This window comes from Trichocoleus sp. ST-U2 (assembly GCF_039961875.1).
In the GTDB taxonomy this organism is placed as follows: Bacteria; Cyanobacteriota; Cyanobacteriia; order Cyanobacteriales; family FACHB-T130; genus FACHB-T130.
The window spans coordinates 115,096-138,534 of the sequence record NZ_JAMPJY010000005.1; the positions used below are offsets into that span (position 1 = coordinate 115,096).

Sequence of the window (23,439 nt, forward strand, 5' to 3'; positions counted from 1 at the left end):
CATCCAGGTTAAAACAGAAATGGGCGCAAATGGGAAAAGGGAAGAACCAGACGCTTTAGTTCATCCTTCATCTTTCTCCTTTAGACTCTCGTATTTTTGTTTTATCTAATTTCCCCAACTTATCGGGGAGTCTTGGAGGATAAGTCGTGGGGAGCAAATATAGCAGTTCTCAGTTGGGTGGAATATCTTGCGGTTCTAATGTTTGATAGGCGCTTTTGGATTGTCATGCTCCTACAGATGTATCGCACCCAAATGAGAATTGCGATATCTGAATTCAAACTGTTAACCCAACAGAATTGCCCTTGCTTGGCCCATTTATCGCATCATCTTTAACGGACAAAGTAGGGTGGATGCCCACCCTACTGATGCTAAATAATTAAAAAGGTGCTAAACGTCGTAAGTCGCACGACCGCTAAACTTAATCGTTGGCGGTTCCGGGTTGCTGCCAATGTTCCGTTCTACCTTATTCACATAAGGACGACCTTGATTGACTTTCTCTGGGAAGACGCCATCCTTCGGATGCAGATACTCCATTTCACCGTTCGGGAAGACACGGTAAATCTTGTAGTTGTTGATTTTGAACTTGGCTCGGAGTACCTGACCGCCTAACATGATGCAGTATTCTTTACGTGCTAGGTATAGCACGTTATCACCTTGGTTCATGATGGCAGAGCCACCAGTGGGCAATTCAAATACTTGCTGTTTCGGGCTTGTCCAAGTGATGGCGTACTTTTCTTCTAGTTCAGCTTTGGTGAGCAAACCGCCGGTACCGCCGCCAAATATGGGGGTTTGTCCAGTAAGAGTTTCTGGCATAGATTTTTCTCCCAACGTTTTAGGGCATCCTATCACCGAGGCAAGGCCTGTCTTGCGAGTCTGTCAAGAACTGTAACAGTTTGTCATTAGCCATTTAGTCATGAGTCATTTAGTCATTAGTCATGGGTCATTAGTCAAGCACTGCTGACTACTAATTGCTGACTAATTTCATCAAAGACTACTGACTGCTGACTGTCTTGCCGCGATAGGGACGGTAAAGTGAAACTGACTACCTTGGTCTTTACCGGCGGATTCAGCCCAAATTTCACCGCCCCAACCCGTGACAACTTGGCGACAAATCGCAAGTCCCAGACCAGTACCGCCAGTAGTTCGCCGCAGAGCGCCTTCTTCCTGATAGAACCGATCGAAGACAGCCTCCAGCCGGTTGGGTTCAATGCCACGACCTGTATCGGCAACCGTAACTTCAAGCATTGAGCTGTCGTTACACTCAGCGAGTATCGTAATTTTTCCTTGAGGCGTTGTAAATTTGCAAGCGTTGTCCAGCAGTTTGGCAAGCACCTCAACCAGCCACTCCCCATCCGCTCGTACTAAAGGCAGCGAATCAGACACTTTAGTAATAATCTTTGGTAGCTGACCATCGGAATTGCGGGCGCGGATACTGCTGAGGGCAAGATCGATGCACTCTGGCAGCGCTAGGGGTTCTGGATGCCATTGCACCCGACCACTTTCTAGGCGAGAAAGGGTGAGGAAATCTTGAACCAGTTTACGCATCCGCTCGGCGTCGGTGAGAGCGGTACTGAGCATCACTTGCCGCATCTCCGGGGGCATATCAGGTTCGCTCGCTAGACTTTCCAGGCAGACTTGGATAGTAGAGAGGGGGGTGCGGAGTTCGTGACCCGTAATTGCGACTAAGTTGCTGCGAGTGCGATCGAGAGCTTCTAGCTGTTGGTTGAGGTCTTCCAGGTTCGCGTAGGCTTCGGCTTGAATCAACGCCCCGGCGATTTGAATAGAAATGGCTTCTACAAGTTCTAGTTCGTCGTCCTGCCACTCGTAGGGGGTAGCACCGCAATGATGCAGCTCTACTATCCCCAGTAGTCGATCCTGATATAGCACTGGCATCATCAGCCAAGACTGAATAGCAAAGCGGCTCGCCAGAGTTTGAAGTGGGCGATTGGAAGGAAGTTCCGACACTCCTACCGATATTCCTGCCGACACTCCTACAATGCGAGGGTCGATATGAGTATCGGCAACATAAACTCGCTCTCGGTTCTGCACAACTTCCTGAAATAGAAGATTTTCCTGTAAAGGCCAATCCTGACCGAGTGCAGAGGCAAGTCGAGAATTCCCGTTATCGGTCACTTTCAAAAATTCATGGTTAATCGTGGCAGAAGTATCGATTTCCCCGGCACGATAAATCAGACACCGGCAAGCAAACAATGCCTGTCCTAATTCCTGTACGGCAATGGATAGAATTTCATCCGGGTGTAACGGCTGTCCCGTATGGCTACCCCGCCGGATGGCAGCCGTAATCGAGTTGACTAGGCGTTCTTTGCGTTCTTGGGCGGAAATTGAGCGATAAGCTTTGAGCAGCTTGTACTGCCCCGCTTGCAAGTAAGTGACTAGGCACTGAACAAAGGGGTCGGGATTGTCGGTTAGAGACTCTGGAGTTTGGGCGGAGGGTTCCTTTGCCGCCTGTGGCTGTACGGAGTTTTGAACTAAAAAATTCTGCCGATTCGCTGCTTCCCGATCGGTTTTTCCAAAGGAAGTTTCTAAAAACTCTCCCCTCGAAGGAATGCCGTAAATATTTCGTGCTTGAGCGAGCTTTTGAGCCAATTCCGGACGGTACTGCGAAATCCGATTGAGTAATAATTCAGCAACGATGCAACTGACTTGCCGATCGAACGTCCAGATTCCCTCAAACCGGCGGGCGGGGTCTATCCCTTCAAACGATGACATCCGCAATCGGGAGGTGGTTCGAGGAAGGTCAGAAGTGCGGCGGCTAGGGGAAAACGCGGGTGCGATTCCTTTTCTAGGTGCGGTCTTTCCTCTTACACCCTGACGCGATCGCCCATCCTCTGTTAGGTTTCGTTCTCGACAAACCAAGCAGGTAGCATAATTCTGCCCGATCACCACTAAGTGCCACTCTTGACTTAAACCATCGGTCGGCTCAAAAGCAACAGTTTCGTAAGCTTCCGAACTGTTGCTAAAGTCGGTTTCTGGGGCTGCCAGCACATATAACTGCTCTGTCCGTTCTGCAATCCGTCGATAACGGTGAGCTTCCTGACGATAGAAGCGCTCTCGCTGGAAACTGGCAATCACCAGATGCTGGTCTAAAGATGCCAGAACCTGGTCTTCCATCGCATGAGATAAGGCGATTAAGGAAGACTTGAAATACATTTGAGGTCGCAGCTGGGGCAGGACTTGCAGCAAATCTGCCAGCACAGAAGTCGGGATGATCATTTAGTAATTTGCCGAGTTTCGTACCCGTTCTATGCCTATCGTACAAAAGAGCGTTCCCTACTAACGGTTTGAATATTTCCTGGTAATCCGGTTTTAACGATTGTAAATTCTCACAAAATTGCTTAACTCCACGTTCAAGGGGAGGCAAATCACTTTTGTGTGAGTTTTCTTATTTGACGGCTGTGAGTTGCGGGAAACTCAATGATTGCATTGATAGGGGTTTTGGGGTCGCGATCGCTTCCCCAAAACCCCTCGCCACAAGAATTTCTTATGTAAATCATTAATCCTCCTTAAGGGGGATGTCATGACTAAATGGCATCCGATCGATGCAAAAACTTCATTCGTATTAACATTTTGTAATTTCTTATACGAATTTCACAGTTGAGTTTGCATAACTTATCATCAACGAGCAATTGACAAACACAAGATTATCCGTTTGCGGGCATTCGAGCGCCACGTAATGAGGACACACCCATGACAAGCACAGCCACGCCCACAGCAAGTCTTAATAAATTTGAAAAATTCAAAGCAGAGAAAGATGGTCTGGCGGTAAAGGCAGAAATTGAACATTTTGCCCAGGTTGGCTGGGAGGCGATGGACGAAACAGACCGCGACCACCGACTCAAGTGGGTAGGGATTTTCTTCAGACCCGTTACGCCCGGAAAATTTATGATGCGGATGCGGATGCCCAGCGGTCTCCTCACCAGCGATCAAATGCGAATGCTCGCCGAGATTGTGCAGCGTTACGGCGAAGATGGCAGCGGCGACATCACCACCCGGCAAAATATCCAACTGCGGGGAGTCCGAATCGAGGATGTGCCAGAAATTTTCCGACGGTTAGAGCGAGTCGGGATGACCAGCATTCAGTCGGGGATGGATAACGTCCGCAACATCACAGGTTCGCCAGTCGCGGGGATTGATGCGGATGAATTGTTTGATACGCGGAGTCTTGTGCAGCAAGTCCAGGACATGATTACGAATCATGGGGAAGGCAACAAAGCTTTCAGCAATCTGCCCCGGAAATTCAATATTGCGATCGCGGGTTGTCGCGACAACTCGGTTCACGCTGAAATCAACGACCTTGCTTTCGTCCCCGCCTACAAAGAGGGCATCTTTGGGTTTAATGTCCTCGTCGGTGGTTTGTTCTCTGCCAAACGGTGCGATGCTGCCATTCCCCTTAACGCTTGGGTGCATCCTGACGATGTTGTAGAGGTATGCCGAGCCGTTTTAGAAGTTTTTCGCGATCGCGGTCCCCGATCGAATCGGCACAAAGCACGGCTGATGTGGCTGATCGATGAATTGGGGTTAGGACAATTCCGAGCCTTGGTAGAAGAATATCTGGAGAAGCCCCTCCAACCAGCCGCCGAAAAGGACGAAATTGACTGGGAAAAGCGCGACCACATCGGCGTGTACCCCCAAAAGCAACCCGGCTTAAACTACGTCGGCTTACACGTTCCCGTGGGGCGTCTCTATGCCCAGGATATGTTTGACCTGGCTCGGATGGCTGAAGTTTACGGCAACGGCGAAATGCGGTTCACCGTTGAGCAAAATGTCATCATCCCGAATATTCCCGACTCGCGCTTAGACGCCTGCTTAGCCGAACCCCTGCTAGAACGATTCTCGATCAATCCCGATCCTTTAGCGCGATCGCTAGTCTCCTGCACCGGATCGCAGTTCTGCAACTTTGCCTTAATTGAAACTAAAAACCGTGCCCTGGCAACGATTGAAGAACTGGGAGCAGAATTATCTCTAACTAAACCCGTGCGGATTCACTGGACTGGTTGCCCCAACTCCTGCGGTCAGCCTCAAGTAGCCGACATCGGTTTGATGGGGACAAAAGTTCGCAAAAACGGCAAAACCTTAGAAGGTGTCGATCTTTACATGGGAGGCACAGTTGGTAAAGAAGCCCATTTGGGTACCTGCGTCCAGAAAAGCATTCCCTGCGAAGACCTCAAACCTGTATTGCGGAATTTATTGATCAAACAGTTTGGGGCGACTCCTCGCTTCTAGGAGTTGCAAAGAAGCTTTTAGCGACTCCCTACCACTAATTCCCGACTACGTACCACCGAGTTACCACTTCCAAGAGAAATATGAGCAGAGTTTCTAGACGGCAATTTATCATTACAGCAGGCGCAGCCACAGCCGGAAGCTTGCTAGCTCATGGCTGTAGTTCCGGCCCGACCGATAGCGCCAAGTCCGCTTCAAAATCCTCCCCCGTTGCCACCAGCACGGCAGCCAACGCGCCGAAAGTAGAAACAACCACCGCCAAGCTAGGATTTATTGCTCTAACGGATTCCGCGCCCCTAGTTGTAGCCCAGGAAAAAGGGTTGTTTGCCAAATACGGCATGACAGAGGTTGAGGTTGTCAAGCAAGCTTCCTGGCCCGTCACCCGCGATAACTTGGAGCTAGGCACAGCCGGTAACGCCGGTGGCATTGATGGGGCGCATATTTTATCCCCCATGCCTTACTTTATGAGCTTGGGACAAACCAAGAACAAGCAGCCAGTGCCGATGTACATCCTGGCGCGGTTGAATACCAATGGTCAAGCAATTTCTGTTGCCAATACTTACAAAGAATCCAAAGTTGGCTTAGACAGCAAAGGACTTAAAGAAGCCTTTACCAAAGCTGGGGGCAAAAATGACTTCAAGGCAGCCATTACCTATCCTGGTGGCACCCACGACCTCTGGATGCGCTACTGGTTAGCCGCAGGCGGCATCGATCCAAACAAGGATATTTCTACAGTCCCCGTACCACCGCCTCAGATGGTGGCGAATATGAAAACGGGCAACATGGAAGCCTTCTGTGTAGGCGAACCGTGGAACGCCCAGCTGGTGAACCAAGGGCAGGGTTACACCGCCTTGGTAACGGGAGAACTGTGGAAAGACCATCCCGAAAAAGCTTTTGCGATGCGGGCTGATTGGGTAGATAAAAATCCCAATTCTGCCAAAGCGCTGCTAATGGCAATCCAAGAAGCCCAGCAGTGGTGCGACAAGGCAGAAAACAAAGAAGAGATGTGCCAAATTGTCTCCCAAGCAAAATGGTTTAAAGTCCCAGCCAAAGATATTATCGAACGCTCCAAAGGCAACATTGACTACGGCGATGGTCGCCCGGTCGTGCAAAATAGTCCGCTACTGATGAAGTTCTGGTCAGATAACGCTTCTTATCCCTACAAGAGTCACGACACCTGGTTCCTAACTGAAAACATCCGTTGGGGGAATATTCCTGCTGACACCAACATTAAAGAACTTGTTGACAAAGTGAACCGGGAAGACCTCTGGAAAGAGGCAGCCAAAGCACTAGGAGTTCCTGCTTCAGAAATTCCGACTAGCAGTTCTCGTGGTGTTGAAACATTCTTTGATGGCGTCAAGTTTGACCCAGAAAAGCCAGAGGAATACTTGAAGAGTCTCAAGATTAAGAAGGCATAAATTGCGAATAGCGAATAGTTCAAGAGAAATCCGCTATTCGCTGTTCGCTAGCCAATGACGAATCAATATGATTAATAATTAGGAGCGAGAATGACCGCTAGAACTGAGAATCGCCTTTCAAGTAATAATCCCCAGAAGTTAATCGGAACCTTCTTTCAGAAGAAACTTAAACATATTGTGCCACCGCTGCTAGCACTTGCAGCTTTTATGATCCTTTGGCAAATCCTCTGCCCTCCGGGTTCTAAAGGTTTGCCAGGGCCAATCCAAGTACTAAGAGAAACTTGGAACCCCTATATTATCAATCCATTTTTTGATAATGGCGGTACGGATAAAGGCTTGGCGTTGCAAATTTTCGCCAGTTTACAACGGGTAGCGATTGGCTTCTCTCTGTCTACCTTAGTTGGGATTGGGTTGGGGATTTTGATTGGTACCAATCAGTTTACTTACCGCGCTTTAGACCCCCTCTTTCAGGTTCTGCGTACCATTCCCCCTCTGGCATGGCTACCGATTTCTCTGGCAGCATTTCAACAAAGTAATCCCTCAGCTATTTTCGTAATTTTTATCACGTCGATATGGCCCATTATTATTAACACCACGGTGGGAGTGCAGCAGATTCCTCAAGATTACCGAAACGTTGCCAGAGTGTTGCGGCTTTCTAAGCAGAAGTATTTCTTTAAGATTCTCTTTCCCGCAGCGGTTCCTTATATCTTTACTGGACTTAGGATTGGTATTGGTTTGTCTTGGCTGGCAATTGTTGCGGCTGAAATGTTAGTCGGTGGTGTGGGAATTGGTTTCTTCATCTGGGATGCTTACAACAATTCTTTACTGAGCCAAATTATTCTTGCACTTGTGTATGTCGGTGTTGTTGGTTTGCTGCTAGATAGGCTAGTAGGCTTCGTTGCCTCCAAAGTTGTACCAGAGGAACAGAAGTAAGGACTGAAGACTCAGGACTGAGGGCTGAGTAGGAAGTATTAAATAAACTCTTCGCCCTTAACTTCTCAACTCATCCTCAATCCTTATCCCTGACTCCTCTTTTAGTTCCTTCTCTCAGTCGTCAGCCCTCATACCTCAGTCCTCACTTCTCTCAGTCCTCATACCTCGACCCTATTGCTATGTCTGTCTTTGTAGAAATTGACCATGTTGACCGGGTGTACTCGCTTGCCAATGGCGGTACTTATGTGGCACTCAAGAATATTGACCTGAAAATCAAACAAGGTGAATTTGTTTCTTTAATTGGACATTCTGGATGCGGCAAATCAACCCTACTAAATATGGTGGCTGGTCTAGATAGACCGACGAGTGGGGGAGTGATTTTAGAAGGGCGACAGGTGACTTCGCCGGGACCAGACCGAATGGTCGTGTTCCAAAATTATTCGCTGCTTCCCTGGCTCACCGTGCGGGAAAACATCGCTCTGGGGGTAGATGAAGTATTACAGGATCGGCCCAGAGGTGAGCGCAAGGGGATTGTGGAGCATCACATCGATTTGGTGGGATTGCGGCACGCTGCGGATAAACGACCCGGTCAGCTATCCGGGGGAATGAGACAGCGGGTAGCGATTGCGCGTGCCCTCGCCCTTCGTCCTAAGTTACTGCTACTCGATGAACCGTTCGGCGCACTAGACGCCTTGACACGGGGCGGCTTGCAAGAAAAGCTGATGCAAATCTGTCAGGAAAGCAAAGTCACCGCAATCATGGTGACGCACGATGTGGACGAAGCGCTGCTACTATCTGACCGCATCGTAATGCTGACTAACGGCCCAGATGCCCATATCGGGCAAATTCTGGAAGTCTCCATCCCTCGCCCGCGCAAGCGCATGGAGGTTGTCAATCATCCCAGCTACTACGGTTTGCGCAATGAGATGATTTACTTCCTCAACCAGCAGAAAAAAGCCAAGCAGCGCAAAGCAACGCAACCGGCGGTGGTTGCCCGGAATGGATTGGAGAAAGTCAATTTGGAAATTGGCTTTATTCCCCTAACTGACTGCGCCCCATTGGTGGTGGCAAAGGAAAAAGGTTTCTTCGCCAAGCACGGGTTAGAAGATGTGACGCTGAACCGCGAACCCAGTTGGAAAGCGATCGCGCAAGGGGTGGCGACGGGACGCCTAGACGCTGCCCAGATGGTTGCCGGAATGCCGATGGCAATGACCTTGGGAGCCGATGGCCCGCCACTGCCTGTGTGTACGGCGATGACTTTATCGCGCAATGGCAATGCGATTACCTTCAGTAAGGATTTGTACGATCGCGGCGTTCGCACCTTGGCAGATTTCAAGGAAGCGATCGCGCAAACTCCTGACAAGATCCATACACTCGGAGTGGTGCATCCTGCCTCTATGCACAACATGATGCTGCGCTACTGGCTGGCAAGTGGCGGCATCGATCCCGACCGAGATGTCAGTTTGACGGTGATTCCACCCGCCCAGATGGTCGCTAATCTGAAATCTGGAAGTATTGATGGCTACTGTGTCGGCGAACCTTGGAACTCTCGCGCCGTTCATGAAAAACTCGGTTTTGTCATCGCCACCGATATGGAGTTGTGGGCGGGACATCCGGAGAAGGTACTCGGATGCCAGGAAGAATGGGCAAATAAGTACCCGCAAACTCATATCGCATTGATAAAAGCGCTTTTGGAAGCTTGCGAATACTGCGATGACCGACGCAATCGGGAAGAAATTGTCAACTTACTGTGTCAGCCGCAATACATCGGCTCCGCCCCAGAATACACCCGTCCCGGCTTTATCGATCCCTACGTTCGCGGGACGGGCGCAGCACCCGAACAGATGTTGCGTTACAACCAGTTCTTTGTCGATAAAGCGAACTTTCCAGAACCGGAGGAAGGACTGTGGGTGATGACTCAGCTAGCACGATGGGGAATTGTTCCGTTCCCCAAAAACTGGCTGGAAATTCAAGAACGAGTGCGGCGCATTGATGTATTTAGGGAAGCGGCGCGGGAACTCGGCTTAATGGATATCGGACGCGATCGCGCACCCATGCAAATGTTTGATGGCACCATTTTCAATCCCGACGATCCCATTAAGTACCTCAATAGCTTGGAAATTAAGCGTCCAATTCGTATCGAAGAGATTAACATCGACCCCTTAGTTGCGAGTCGTTAGTTATTAATCATTAGCCATTCGCTAATGGAACTATGGCAAGAACAATTCGCGATTAGCTATTAACAACCTTCACCTCCCCATGCACACTTTGAACAACACTGGCGTCGTCACCCAACTAACCCAAGAAACCGTCAACCGCGACCCGTTTTTGGTCATTGAAGACGTTTCCAAGGTTTATCCCACTCCTACCGGACCGTATACCGTTCTAGATGGGGTAAACCTCACCGTCTATGAAGGCGAATTTATCTGCCTGATCGGTCACTCTGGTTGCGGCAAATCCACCCTGTTAAACATGGTGTCAGGTTTCAATAAGCCAACTGACGGTGAAGTACGCCTGGAAACCCTGAAAATCCGCGAACCCGGCCCAGACCGGATGATGGTATTCCAGAATTATTGCTTGCTTCCCTGGCTGACTGCCTTCGAGAACGTTTACCTAGCAGTGGATTCTGTTTATCCTGGCAAACCCCGATCGGAAAAAGTCACCATCGTTCGGGATCACCTCGCAATGGTGGGGCTGACTGAAGCAGCAGATAAAAAACCATCTCAGCTGTCTGGAGGGATGAAACAGCGAGTCGCGATCGCGCGTGCCCTCTCAATTCGCCCTAAAGTATTAATTCTGGATGAGCCATTCGGAGCCTTGGATGCCATCACCAAGGAAGAATTACAAGAAGAACTGCTGACCATCTGGCGCGAACATCAAGTTACTGTCTTGATGATTACCCACGACATCGACGAAGCACTCTTCCTAGCAGATCGGCTGGTGATGATGACCAACGGGCCATCGGCAAACATCGGTGAAGTTTTGAAAATTCCCTTCGCCCGCCCCCGGAATCGCGCCCGGATTATGGAAGACCCGGAATATTACAACCTGCGAAACTACGCCCTCGACTTCCTGTTCAACCGATTTGCTCATGATGATGATTAGTCATCGCTTGTTGGGTATTATCCAATGGGTAATACCCAACAAGCGATGAAAGTATGGCTAATCGCAATTAGCAATTAGCAATTAGCAACGGACGACTGACGAATGACAACTGACAGTACAAAAACCCTTTGCCCTTACTGCGGCGTCGGCTGTGGATTGGAGGTGACACCTCCAGCGCAAGCCGGTAAGCCAACGCATCGGGATGCTCAAGGGAATCCCATCTGGAAAGTGCAGGGCGATCGCGCGCACCCTTCCAGTCACGGGATGGTGTGTGTCAAAGGTGCTACCGTTGCCGAGTCCCTTTCCAAAGACCGCCTTCTCCATCCGATGATCCGCGACTCCCTGGATGAACCTTTCCGGCGCGCCACCTGGGAGGAAGCCTTGGATCTCGTCGCGAGCAAGATTCAAAATGTTCTGGCAACTCAAGGATCGGACGCCGTGTGTATGTACGGCTCCGGGCAACTGCAAACTGAAGATTACTACGTTGCTCAGAAACTGCTCAAAGGGTGTCTGGGCACGAATAATTTTGATTCCAACTCGCGCTTGTGTATGTCCTCCGCCGTTGCGGGTTATATGCAAAGCTTTGGTTCAGATGGCCCCCCTTGCTGCTACGAAGATTTAGACTTAACCGACTGTGCTTTTATCATCGGCAGCAACACCGCCGACTGTCACCCGATCGTTTTTAACCGCCTGCGGAAACACCACAAAAAAAATTCCCACGTCAAAATGATTGTGGTCGATCCGCGCCGGACGAACACCGCTGAGGCAGCAGATTTGCACTTAGCGATTCGCTCAGGCACCGATATGGATCTACTCAATGGCATCGCTCACCTGCTGATGCGTTGGGGCGCAATTGATACTTATTTCATTGAGGATTGCACGACGAATTTTCCGGCTTTTGCAGAAGTCATCCAGCACTATCCACCGGAAGTGGTCGCCGAACGATGCGGTATTTCCATCTCTGACCTGGAAACAGCAGCTCGATACTGGGCACAGTCGAAGCGCGTGCTGTCTCTGTGGTCGATGGGCGTGAATCAGTCTTCTGAAGGCACTGCCAAGGTGCGAACGATCGTGAATCTGCACCTGATGACGGCTCAGATTGGCAAACCCGGTGCAGGGCCGTTTTCGCTGACGGGTCAACCGAATGCGATGGGCGGTCGGGAAACCGGCGGTCTTTGCCACATTCTGCCCGGATATCGAGTGGTCAAAAATCCCCAACATCGAGCGGAACTTGAAGCGTTTTGGCAACTCCCCGCCGGACAAATTTCGCCCTATCCGGGTCGCACGGCGTGGGACATTATCACGGGTTTGGAAACCGGAGATGTGGGCGTTCTCTGGATTGCCGCTACGAACCCGGCTGTCAGTTTACCTGACTTGGAACGTGCGAAAGCCGCATTGCAGCGATCGCCTTTTACGGTCTATCAAGACGCCTACTACCCCACTGAAACCGCCGCCTTTGCTCACGTTTTGCTCCCGGCGGCGCAGTGGAGCGAGAAAACTGGCACGATGACTAACTCCGAGCGAGTGGTCACGCTGTGTCAGGCATTTCGCACTCCCCCAGGAGAAGCCAAACCCGATTGGCAAATATTTACAGAAGTCGCACGGCGCTTAGGTTTTGCAGACAAATTTCCCTACGAGACGCCAGCCTCCATCTATGCCGAATATGTGAAGCTGACACGCGATCGCGTCTGCGATATGAGCGGTCTCAGTCACGAACGACTGGCGCAAGAAGGTCCGCTTCAGTGGCCCTGTCCCGATCGTAGTTTTGATCCCCCAAGTTTGAGTTCTCCGTTAAACTCTTCAACTCAAAACTCAAAATGTGCTACGCACCGCTACGCTAACAAAACTCAAAACTCAAAACGGCTTTACACTGATTTTCTCTTTCCGACGCCGGATGGACGGGCGCGGTTTGGAGCCTATCATTCGCGGGGACTAGCAGAACCGCCCGATCCTAATTATCCTTTCGTTCTGACGACGGGCAGACTTTACGGACACTGGCACACCCAAACCCGTACCGGACGAATTGATAAAATTCGGCAGATGCACCCGCAGCCATTCATTGAAATTCATCCCCGCGATGCGGCTTCTCTGAAGATTCAGGAGAATGATTGGGTGGAAGTGCGAACCCGTCGAGGCACGGCGCGATTCCCTGCCAGAGTGACCAAAGCGATCGCTCCCGGTGTTACCTTTGTCCCCATGCACTGGGGCGCTCTTTGGGCAGATGGTGCCGAAGCGAACGCCCTCACCCATGCCGAATCTTGTCCCGAATCACTGCAACCGGAACTGAAAGCTTGTGCGGTGCAACTGGTGCCTTTGACTGCTGAAAAAGTTGACTCTGAGTATCTACTCCACCCCTCTCAGTCCAAGGCTTTTTCCTCCGCTTTGTCTGTTTAAAATTGCCCCTAAGCTGAGGTAATTTATTCTCAATTCTGGCGTTTGAAATTCAATTTTTTTAGGCTAAAAAAGGGGGACGGCATTACCGTATCCCTTTTTTTATCAATCACGTCGGTCTGCTCTCCAGTAAGAAGATTGGGGCGAGGCGCTGTTGGATTTCTTCTCTTGTCAATAATTAGATCGCCTGGTGATACCAATTCTCTATGAAGTGACGCGGAAAAAAGCACAGATAGTGTCATCCCATATACCAATAGAAGCGATCGCAGACTCGCTTTATTCACTCGCTACTGGAGTATCTTCCAACGCAGCTCGCTCCCAATCTCCCAAATTCGCCCCTGCCTCATAAGTGCTTTGTAGGAATTGCAGCACGGCTGTATCTGGATCGTCTGCTTGTCGCACCGCCTCATAGGGCAGGACAAATTCTTGTAGCTCCGGGCTATAGAATGCAGACTGTGGTTGAATTGGATAATCCTTAAATCCTCTTGGTGTTGGGTAGGCGTAGGCATAAAATAAGGCTTCTGTTGAACCACCCCCAAACCAAAAACCACAACTGCTGACTTCATGGGAATAAGCCTCTCGCGTTACCCAATCTGCCATGTTGGGTACACCTCCTGGATGTTCGGGTGCCCTTCGTCCCGAAAAGCGAGTCACAGCCAGATCGAAACTGCCCCAGAAAAAATGGACAGGACTGCACTTTCCAATATAGTGGGAGCGAAACACCGTCATGATGCGATTGGCTTGTACCAGAATTTGCCAGAAGCGTTGAGCAGATTCCGGATTGTAAGCATGATGTTGATGGTCTTGCTCAAATGGGATCGCATCGGCAATTTCTTGGGGCCTTGTCCAGATTTGCACTTCGATACCAAGATCCTTCAGGGTGTTCATCACTTCCTGATAAAAATCAGCCACCGAGCGAGGAGCAAGTGCAATACTTCTGGTTGTACCTTCGCTTGTCTCGATTTTGAGTTGGTGAGCGAGAAAATCAAAGGTGATTTGAAAGCTACGTGTTCCGTTAGGAATTGGGCCAGTGGTAAGTCCAGGGGTGGTGACATACAGCGTCGAGTGCCACCAATGGTTGATTTTCGGGGCTAATGCTAACCGGATTTTACCAATAATTTGTGTCCACAAATGCAGCGTTTGATAGGTATCCTGCCAAGCTGAGAGTGACAAAGGGAGCCAAACAGCGTTCGATGAGCGGTGAGCGGAAGTCGTCATCAGATGAATCTCCATGCTCAGGATTGGCGGTAGATACTATAAACAGTATCAGGCTTTGAAAAAAATTTGATTAGCCAATTATTTATAGAGGAGATTATGCAAGGATCGGTAATTTATCAAAATATCCGCCAAAAGTGACAGCAAGGAGAAAGGATAGCATTGATTATGCATCAGCTTACCCGTCGGTTTGGCGCGATCGCTCCCGAACTACAAACTAGAATTCAGCAATTATCCATTCCCCAGTAAGAAGATTTGGGCGAGGCGCTGTTGGATTTCTCCTCTGTAAATGATTTGAGCGCTTGGTTAGAAACTTAGGAGCAATAGACAATTGGATTTAAAAGAAAACTTGCGATCGCATCTCACCCAGATAGTACGCGATCGCGACCCTTATCTCGCCAGTTCGGGGCATTTCTACGTACAGCATTACATCCGCGAACAACTGCAACAATGGGGAACTGTAGAAACCCACGAGTTCAGCATTCGCGGTCAAAATCATCAGAATCTCATTCTGAATCTACCAGCGGCGACAAATAATCAGAAGCCACCGATTCTTATTGGCGCACATTATGACGCTGCACCTGGAACCCCAGGCGCAGATGATAATGCCACGGGTGTCGCCGCGCTATTGGAATTGGCGAGAATTTTCGCAGCAGAACCTGCAAAATACCCGGTGCGATTGGTTGCTTTTGATATGGAAGAATACGGGATGCTAGGGAGTCAGCAATATGCATCTGATTTAAAGCAACAAGGACAATCACTTCGTTTGATGCTTTCCTTAGAAATGCTGGGATATTGCAACTCCGCCCCTGGTTCGCAACGCTATCCGGCCGGATTAGAACGTTTTTACCCAAATCAGGGTGATTACATTGCTTTGATTGGCAATTTACCGAGCATTCCCGATCTAATTCACCTGAGTCGCAACATTCGTAAAGTTGGAGTTCCAAGCGAATGGTTGCCGGTGCCGAATAAAGGTTTAATCGTCAGCTCAACGCGACTGAGCGATCATTCGCCCTTCTGGGATTTAGGCTATAAAGCAATGATGGTGACAGATACAGCATTTATGCGAAATCCCCATTACCATCAACCGAGCGACACCATAGAAACCCTGGATTTAAACTTTCTGACCGGCGTCTGTCGCGGTTTGGCTTCCGGTATTAGCCGTCTGTGAAAGATGACTTGCATACCGCACAATTAATTAGATAAACTTCTAATTAGATATGTATCTAATTAGAAGTAAAACGATGGAAAAAGCGGAATTTCAAACCCTGCTACGCTTCTTCAAGGTTCTCGCTGACGAAAGCCGATTGAAGATTTTGGGGATTCTGGCGAATCGGGAATGCAGCGTCGAAGAATTAGCCGCGATTGTGAAACTGAAGGAGCCGACTGTCTCCCATCATTTGGGTAAACTGAAAGAACTCAATTTGGTGAATATGCGCCCTGACGGCAATACTCATTTGTATCGACTCAATAGCGAGGCGCTGCAAAACTTTAGCAAAGAGATTTTCACTCCAGATAACATGGCTTCTCTCGTCGAAGATGTAGAAGGGGAAGCATGGGAGAGCAAGGTATTGAAGAACTTTTTTGAGGAGATTAGCGAAGCGGGATGCGATCGCGTCCTTCGCTTGAAAGAAATTCCTGCCAGTCGTAAAAAACGCCAAGTGATTCTCAAGTGGTTGGCAAACCAATTTGAAATCGGGATTAATTACCCAGAACTTCAGGTGAATGAAATCATCAAGCGCCACCATCCTGACTCCGCCACTCTGCGACGAGAGTTGATAGCTTCTAAACTGATGCAGCGGGAAAATGGTGTGTATTGGCGTTTAGAGACCAGTATTGAGTAAGTAGGGACACGACACTGCCGTGTCTCTACCTCTGAGGGTGAATAAGTTTAAACTAGCGCGTAAACCTTCGCTTCCCACGGGAAGATGCCTTCTCTGCCTACCCATTCAGCAGGAACCATACGATCTTGCGCGATCTCTTTCCACTGTTTACCTGCCGGAGTTGCAGGCCAATTAGGTATTTTATACTCAGAACCTGGAGGGGTCCCGTACTCAGAGAAATTCGCCACCACAATCACTAATCGATCGTCTTTGCCTCGCTGCCAGACGATAACTCGCTTACCTTCATTGAAGTCAGAATGGATAAAATGAGTGTCATTTACAGCTAAAGTATCAGAAGTAGTCCGAAACTTCACTAATCTACAAACATAATTAAAAATACGCTGTCGCCAATCATCTGTCAGACGGCTGTAGTTAACCGGATCAACCTGTTTTTTATGGTCATCTGAAGTTGGCAAGTCATTTTGATCGGCGAATTCATCTCCTGCCAAAATCATCGGAATCCCGACAGCAGTGAGCAAACAAACAAATGCTAGCTTGATGCGCTTTTCTGTATCAAAAACTTGATTATTATTTAGGTAGCTGTAGAAGCGTTCGTTGCCAAAGCCTCCTACATCATGGGAAGTCAGATAATTAACTGCTTGAGAACCATCTGCAAACCCTAAATTACGACAGTCAATGAGTTTGCGGACGCTCCATTCAAAGCTAGGCTCATCAGACGAATTTTGTCCTAGAATGACGCTACGGATAATATGCTTAAACTTTTCGTTCCACAACCCATCGAGACGATTCTGTGAAATTAAAGCGAGAGGTACGCTTAATTCTTCACCGACTACGAGAAATTTATCGCCGCTTCCTTCCCGTTCCTGCCAAAGCGATCGCGCATAATCTTTGAATTCCTGTAAAAAGTCATAATTGCCGATATTGTTGACGCTATCGAGGCGCAAACCATCTACCCGATAGTAATCCATCCAGTGGGCGATGTAGGCTTTCATATATTCGCGGGCAGGAACAAAACGCGATCGCGTACCTGCAAGCGGATGATACCCTTCTACCCAATAGTTGTACTTAAACAAATCACCGCCAAATCCGTCCCGATTTCCTTGTTCTGGATCGCCACTATTAAACTTGATATAAAATTCTACATAATTAACGTTGCGGTAAGGATTGTTGTAAGAAAAAGCCATTACCGCATCAACAAAAAAGCGCACGCCGTGTTGATGACAAACTTTGATGAGATTGATTAAATCAATGGAAGCCGTAGGTGCTTCTTGACCGTCCGGGCGACCTAAGTCATAATCGGCTGCAAAATAATTAGCCGTACCGTAGCCCCAATTATCTGTTTGATCGCTATCAGATGGCGGTAAAAGTTCCAAAGCATTGACACCTAATTCCACCAGATGAGCGCGGTTTTGTAAGGCGCGGACTGAGGAAAAAGTAGGTGCGATCGCTTCTTCCACCAATAGAGAAACTACGTCTCGAAAAGTCCCGTTTCCTTCTTGAATTCCCCCAGTTGAACGAATTCGAGTCCAGCGAGTGGGCAACTCGTAAATCACTAGCCGATTATTCGGTTGTAGGTTTTCTATCGTATCTCCTTCCCAGTCCGCTGTTTGCCCCTTCGGATCGCACGGAACCAGCATTTTATCTCGGTAGAGGATGACGCTAGCTGGATCTAGGTCGGACATTCCCTCTTCTGAAAGGATTTTCGGTGCAGAGAAACGCCGATCCACCGTGTAAGCGGTAGGATCGGTGCAGTAGAGAATTCGATGGGTGTTGGTGTAGGCGTCAGTGTCGCGGACTTTAAACCAGTAAAAATAAACCTCTCCGTCTGTTAAATTGCAGTTTTCCGCTGGTATTTCCCAAAGTTCTGGAAAATCTGTTGATTGGATTAAGTCGAATTCTTGAAAATTTTCAAATGAGCTTGGATTATCTCCAGCGAAGTTGCCGATGTAAAGCGTTGGAGGGGGTTGAATATCTCCTGGACGCCACAAAACGAAATGTGTCTGTTTGCGATGCAATAAATCAGGAAGCATTACAGAAACCCCTTGAATACGAAGGTTAGCTACGAGCTTTTACACACGAGAACAGACTGCTATTCCAGATAAAAGGTGAATCTCAAGACGGGAAGAAAGAGATAGTTACTTGAATTAACAGAATATTCCTTAAAATGGAATCCCATCATCCTCTTCATCTTCCTGCTCTTTGGGATTCAACCGCCAGATAGTAGTTTTCTCTTCTTCCACTGGAAGTTCCGCGACCAATTCTCCTAAGTCCTTCTGAAGATTTTGGGTTAGCGTTACCGGAAACTCTAAATCAATTCCATGAATTTCCGCTATTCTTGCCAACTGGTTAAACGGAATCTTTTTTGTAGTTCGCTCATAACTGGATAATTGGAAATATTTCGTCTCTGATAGTTCCTGTGCCTGCATTGCGGCTTTGAGCCTATTTTGGATGTGGTCAATTTCGGTATCTAGCAACTTCCATTTCTGCTCAATTTCTCGATAGCGTTGGGCTAGAGCTGTTACATCTTCCTGTTCTGGATCTGGACTACTCAATTGAGTTAATTCCAACAGCCGCTGATGCACGTGAGCCAGATAAATTGGGTCCATTTTTGCATACTGTAGCTGACTTTCTGTCAGCGGTCGCTGTCCCCAATCGCTGCTTTGTTCGGTTTTGTCTATATTGGGAAAATAGCACAGCTTTTCTGCCAGGGTTCTCAATTGTAAATTTGGTACTGGCAATAAATAGTAAGGGATTGATTTGGCAATCTCTAAGGTGCAACTTACATTTTTAGCTTTGGTTTTACCTAATAACTTCAGATCGTAGCTAGAATTGTGGAAGACCTTTTCAATTGCAGGATTAACCATGATTTCTTTAATAAAGATTTCTGCAATTTCAGAATTATCTAAAACATCTAAAATGCAAACGCTATCTCCGCTTACATCGGTAAAGTCATCTAATATTTGAATTAAAGAGAGTTTAGGCTTGCGAGTATTATAATCGGCAACTTCCGTATCTAAGTACAAAAGCTGGCGTTTTGAATATTCATTAATTAAAACTTTAGCTTTCTCTGTTTCTGTGAAGTAAAGCATTCTCTAAAACATCCTTTTTGTAAATAAAAGTTAAATAAAAGGTTAGATTGTTTATTTTACTTTTAAAAGTTACAGCAATTAATATTGATAAATATTCCTGCTACAAAAGCTACTTTTATATCAAAAAATATGTCTATTAAAACAGGTTGGATGTTTTCAAACTAAAACCGGACAAACTAGCAACGGTATTTATAATAAGAATTAATTAGAAAGATTTTATCATCAACATCGCGCAATTATTTTTTATTATGCATTCCAATCTACCTTCCGACGTAAATAACCGCTGGCAATTCTGGATCGATCGGGGTGGTACGTTTACTGATATTGTGGCGCGGCGTCCCGATGGACAACTGGTGATTCATAAGCTGCTGTCGGAGAATCCAGAACGGTATACTGACGCGCCAATACAGGGAATTCGAGATATTTTAGGAATTGCGGCAGATGCACCTATTCCATCGGAACAGATTGCAGTTGTCAAGATGGGAACCACTGTGGCGACGAATGCGCTACTGGAACGCAAGGGCGATCGCACTCTTCTGGTCATTACGCAGGGATTTCGAGATGCCCTTCGCATCGGCTACCAAAATCGCCCCGATATCTTCGCCCGTCACATTGTATTGCCAGAGATGCTCTACGAGCGAGTGATTGAGGTCGAGGAACGCTACAGCGCCCAAGGCGAAGAATTAATCCCCGTAGAAACAGGATATCTCGCATCTCTACAAGAAGCGTACAACGACGGGATTCGCTCCTGTGCCATTGTCTTCATGCATGGCTATCGCTATCCCGAACACGAGAAACAAATAGCAGATGCAGCGCGGAAAATTGGATTTACCCAAGTCTCGGTATCGCACGAAGTTAGCCCGTTGATGAAGTTGGTGAGTCGCGGTGATACTACCGTTGTTGATGCTTATTTATCGCCTATTTTGCGGCGTTATGTAGATCGAGTTGCCAGTCAGCTAGCCAGTTTGGAATCGGAATTTTCAACTCAAAACTCAACACCCAAAATTCAAAACTCCCCCCAGTTGATGTTCATGCAGTCCAATGGTGGACTTACCGATGCCCAACAGTTTCAAGGGAAAGACAGTATTTTATCTGGCCCTGCTGGGGGCATCGTCGGCGCGGTACAGACAAGCTTGATGGCGGGATTCGACAAAATTATCAGCTTTGATATGGGCGGAACTTCTACGGATGTCGCCCACTATAACGGCGAATACGAACGCACCTTTGAAACGGAAGTTGCCGGGGTACGACTGCGAACGCCGATGATGGCAATTCATACGGTTGCTGCTGGTGGCGGTTCGATTCTCTTTTTTGATGGGGCGAGGTATCGCGTGGGACCCGAATCAGCGGGGGCAAATCCGGGTCCAGCTGCCTATGGGAAAGGCGGTTCGCTGACGGTGACGGATTGCAATGTGATGGTGGGCAAGTTGCAACCGGAGTTTTTCCCGAAATTGTTTGGATCGAACGGAGATTTGCCGCTAGATGCAGAAGTAGTGCGGCAAAAGTTTAGTGAACTGGCGGCAGAAATTGGGGACAATCGGACGCCGGAACAAGTGGCGGCTGGATTTCTCGCGATCGCAGTTGAAACAATGGCGAGTGCAATTAAAAAAATCTCTCTCCAGCGCGGTTATGACGTTTCGGAATATACTTTGTGCTGCTTTGGGGGCGCGGGGGGACAACACGCTTGTCTGATTGCCGATGCGTTGGGGATGAAGCAGGTGTTTCTGCATCCCTACGCTGGCGTGTTATCGGCTTATGGTATGGGTTTGGCAGATATGCGGGTGCTGCGAGAACGGGCGGTGGAGGCGCATCTGAGTGAGGAGTTAGTGCTGAGTTTGGAGGGGATGTTAAGCCAGTTGGCAGGGGAGGGGGAGGAGGAATTAAACCGCCACGACGCCAAGGACGCAGAGGAAAGAGAGGAAGAAGAGAGAAGGGAGGATGTTGAGATTGAGGTTTTTCGGAAGGTGCATTTACGGTATGAGGGGACTGATTCGGCGCTGATTGTGGATTTTGGGAATACGGCGGCGATGAGGAAGCGGTTTGAGGAGTCGCACCGGCAGCGTTACGGCTTTGTTGTGGAAGATAAAAGGCTGATTGTAGAGGCGGTTTCGGTTGAGGTGGTGGCGAAGACAGAGAGAGTAGAGGAAGCAGTCATTCAGCGTCGCAGCGATGAACTTCCCTCGCCGGTGGCAACTGTACAGATGTATGCGGCGGATCGGTGGAACGAGACGCCAGTGTATAAGCGAGAGGATTTGCAACCCGGAGACTGGATTTCTAGCCCTGCGATTATTGCCGATGCGACGGGTACGAATGTCATTGAACCCGGTTGGCAGGCACAACTAAGCGATCGCAATCATCTGATTTTACAGCGTTCGGCAGATTTACAATTCTCGATCCAAAATCCAGAATCTAGAATCCTCAAGCGTCCCGATCCGGTGATGCTGGAGATTTTTAATAATTTGTTTCGCGCGATCGCCGAACAAATGGGCATTACTCTGCAAAATACCAGTTCCTCAGTCAACATCAAAGAACGCTTAGATTTCTCCTGTGCAATTTTTGACCAACACGGGCAGTTAGTCGCCAACGCCCCCCATATTCCCGTACATTTGGGTTCCATGAGTGAAAGCGTCAAAAGTTTAATTGACGCCTGTGGCGACACGATTCAACCCGGAGATGTCTTTGCCTCAAATAATCCCTACAACGGCGGCACGCACCTACCCGATATCACTGTAATTAGCCCTGTATTTGCTTCCTCTCCAGACGCGATAAATCGCGTTACAATCTCCCCTCCTACGCTTCCCCTCTTCTACGTTGCCTCGCGGGGACATCATGCAGATATTGGTGGGATTACTCCAGGTTCCATGCCTCCAAACAGCACCACGGTAGAACAAGAAGGAGTGCTACTTGATAATTTCCAACTAGGAGAGGGAGGACATTTTCGAGAAAAAGAATTGCTGGAACTGCTGGCATCCAGCGCTTATCCAGCCCGAAATCCCAGTAAAAATATTGCAGATTTGCAAGCACAAATTGCCGCCAACGAACGCGGCGTGCAAGAACTCCACAAGATGATGGAGCATTATGGTTTAGAGACTGTGCAAGCTTATATGGGCTTTGTACAGGACAATGCGGAAGAGTCGGTACGTCGGGTTATCGAAGTTCTCAAAGATGGCAGTTTCACCTGTCCTCTGGATAATGGCAGCGCGATCGCAGTTACCATCACCATCAACAAATCGACTCGCAGCGCCAAAATAGATTTTACCGGCACTTCTCCTCAGCAACCGAGTAATTTAAACGCACCAGCAGCCGTGTGCAAGGCAGCAGTATTGTATGTCTTCCGCACTTTAGTGAATGACAATATTCCCCTCAATGCGGGTTGTCTCAAACCTTTGGAAATTATTATTCCCGAAGGCTGTATGTTAAATCCGCGTTATCCTGCTGCTGTGGTGGCGGGAAATGTAGAGACTTCGCAAAACATTACCGATGCTTTGTATGGGGCGCTGGGGGTAATGGCAGCTTCCCAAGGAACAATGAATAATTTTACCTTTGGAAGCGATCGCTATCAATATTACGAAACCATCTGTGGCGGTTCCGGCGCTGGCGCTGACTTCGACGGCACCGACGCCGTACAAACTCACATGACAAACTCCCGTCTCACCGATCCAGAAGTTTTAGAATGGCGATTTCCTATCCTTTTAGAAAGTTTTGCGATTCGTCCCAATAGCGGCGGGAAGGGGCATCATCATGGAGGGAATGGTGTTATCCGTCGCCTGCGTTTTCTTGAACCCATGACTGCTGGAATTTTATCAAGTCGTCGTGTCATTTCTCCCTTTGGTTTGCATGGTGGTGAAGCGGGTGCAGTCGGGAAAAATTATGTGCAGCGTACTGATGAAACTATAGAGGAATTAGGCAGTACAGGGGTTGTGGAAATGCAGCGTGACGATGTATTTGTTATCGAAACACCAGGAGGTGGAGGTTATGGAATTGCCAAGAATCTGTAACCTAATAATTGATACATGATAAAAGCGCGATCGCAACCCTTGACCTTTGATAGATGATTATATTCGACCCAAACAGCAAGTAGGAAAAGTAGGAAAAGTAGGGAATTATACTTAGTAATTTATTTGCTTGAGTTGGGAAAACTGCTGAAATCCTTTGTTTGTGCGGCTTGTAAACGAATCGCTTAAAGCAATAAGTTCAGCGGCA

General features: G+C 48.4%; 14 protein-coding genes and 1 pseudogene. 10 read left to right on the forward strand and 5 right to left on the reverse strand.

Going from position 1 to position 23,439, the window contains the following annotated elements; translation table 11 throughout:
* Nucleotides 1-387 precede the first annotated feature (387 nt).
* Together NC996_RS04920 and NC996_RS04925 are read right to left on the reverse strand one after the other, a co-directional pair.
* Nucleotides 388-813 (reverse strand): photosystem I reaction center subunit II PsaD, encoded by a 426-nt coding sequence (locus NC996_RS04920; RefSeq protein WP_190425504.1) that lies wholly within the window; start codon nucleotides 811-813, stop codon nucleotides 388-390.
* A 171-nt stretch (nucleotides 814-984) separates the two neighbouring features.
* Nucleotides 985-3,234, reverse strand: a complete 2,250-nt coding sequence (locus NC996_RS04925) for a DICT sensory domain-containing protein (RefSeq protein WP_190688456.1) — start codon at nucleotides 3,232-3,234, stop codon at nucleotides 985-987.
* Between the two features lie 474 nt (nucleotides 3,235-3,708).
* Between NC996_RS04925 and NC996_RS04930 the strand changes: the two genes are divergently transcribed.
* The 6 genes from NC996_RS04930 to NC996_RS04955 all read left to right on the forward strand — a co-directional run bounded on the left by NC996_RS04930 (nucleotide 3,709) and on the right by NC996_RS04955 (nucleotide 13,091).
* A complete protein-coding gene (locus tag NC996_RS04930; protein WP_190688459.1) occupies nucleotides 3,709-5,244 on the forward strand; it encodes a ferredoxin--nitrite reductase in 1,536 nt (511 codons plus the stop codon).
* Between the two features lie 80 nt (nucleotides 5,245-5,324).
* Entirely contained in the window at nucleotides 5,325-6,659 is a 1,335-nt protein-coding gene (locus tag NC996_RS04935) for a CmpA/NrtA family ABC transporter substrate-binding protein (protein WP_190440138.1), read from the forward strand.
* Nucleotides 6,660-6,749: 90 nt separating this feature from the next.
* Nucleotides 6,750-7,592 (forward strand): nitrate ABC transporter permease, encoded by an 843-nt coding sequence (gene ntrB, locus NC996_RS04940; protein ID WP_190440140.1) that lies wholly within the window; start codon nucleotides 6,750-6,752, stop codon nucleotides 7,590-7,592.
* Nucleotides 7,593-7,771: 179 nt separating this feature from the next.
* A complete protein-coding gene (locus tag NC996_RS04945) occupies nucleotides 7,772-9,772 on the forward strand; it encodes a nitrate ABC transporter ATP-binding protein (RefSeq protein ID WP_190430023.1) in 2,001 nt (666 codons plus the stop codon).
* A 79-nt stretch (nucleotides 9,773-9,851) separates the two neighbouring features.
* Nucleotides 9,852-10,697, forward strand: coding sequence for a nitrate ABC transporter ATP-binding protein (locus NC996_RS04950; RefSeq protein WP_190430024.1), 846 nt, complete (start codon nucleotides 9,852-9,854; stop codon nucleotides 10,695-10,697).
* 102 nt (nucleotides 10,698-10,799) lie between these two features.
* The gene (locus tag NC996_RS04955; protein WP_190688461.1) at nucleotides 10,800-13,091 is read left to right on the forward strand and encodes a nitrate reductase; all 2,292 of its coding nucleotides are present in this window, start codon (nucleotides 10,800-10,802) and stop codon (nucleotides 13,089-13,091) included.
* Between the two features lie 273 nt (nucleotides 13,092-13,364).
* On the opposite strand, the gene NC996_RS04960 is transcribed toward NC996_RS04955, so the two are convergent.
* Nucleotides 13,365-14,306, reverse strand: a complete 942-nt coding sequence (locus tag NC996_RS04960; RefSeq protein ID WP_190688463.1) for a DUF5996 family protein — start codon at nucleotides 14,304-14,306, stop codon at nucleotides 13,365-13,367.
* A gap of 150 nt (nucleotides 14,307-14,456) precedes the next feature.
* Here NC996_RS04960 and NC996_RS04965 point away from each other — a divergent pair.
* From NC996_RS04965 to NC996_RS04975, 3 genes and pseudogenes are all read left to right on the forward strand, one after another.
* Nucleotides 14,457-14,621: pseudogene (locus NC996_RS04965) on the forward strand (DUF4351 domain-containing protein); the annotation flags it as partial.
* A gap of 13 nt (nucleotides 14,622-14,634) precedes the next feature.
* The gene (locus NC996_RS04970; RefSeq protein WP_190688464.1) at nucleotides 14,635-15,474 is read left to right on the forward strand and encodes a M28 family peptidase; all 840 of its coding nucleotides are present in this window, start codon (nucleotides 14,635-14,637) and stop codon (nucleotides 15,472-15,474) included.
* A 73-nt stretch (nucleotides 15,475-15,547) separates the two neighbouring features.
* On the forward strand, nucleotides 15,548-16,147 hold the full coding sequence (locus NC996_RS04975; RefSeq protein ID WP_190535918.1) for a metalloregulator ArsR/SmtB family transcription factor: 600 nt from the start codon (nucleotides 15,548-15,550) through the stop codon (nucleotides 16,145-16,147).
* 47 nt (nucleotides 16,148-16,194) lie between these two features.
* On the opposite strand, the gene NC996_RS04980 is transcribed toward NC996_RS04975, so the two are convergent.
* Nucleotides 16,195-18,177, reverse strand: coding sequence for an alpha-amylase family glycosyl hydrolase (locus NC996_RS04980; protein WP_190535920.1), 1,983 nt, complete (start codon nucleotides 18,175-18,177; stop codon nucleotides 16,195-16,197).
* A gap of 129 nt (nucleotides 18,178-18,306) precedes the next feature.
* The gene (locus NC996_RS04985; RefSeq protein ID WP_190688466.1) at nucleotides 18,307-19,236 is read right to left on the reverse strand and encodes a ribonuclease D; all 930 of its coding nucleotides are present in this window, start codon (nucleotides 19,234-19,236) and stop codon (nucleotides 18,307-18,309) included.
* Nucleotides 19,237-19,484: 248 nt separating this feature from the next.
* On the opposite strand from NC996_RS04985, the gene NC996_RS04990 reads away from it, so the two are divergent.
* Nucleotides 19,485-23,234, forward strand: coding sequence for a hydantoinase B/oxoprolinase family protein (locus NC996_RS04990; protein WP_190688468.1), 3,750 nt, complete (start codon nucleotides 19,485-19,487; stop codon nucleotides 23,232-23,234).
* The last annotated feature ends 205 nt before the right edge of the window (nucleotides 23,235-23,439 follow it).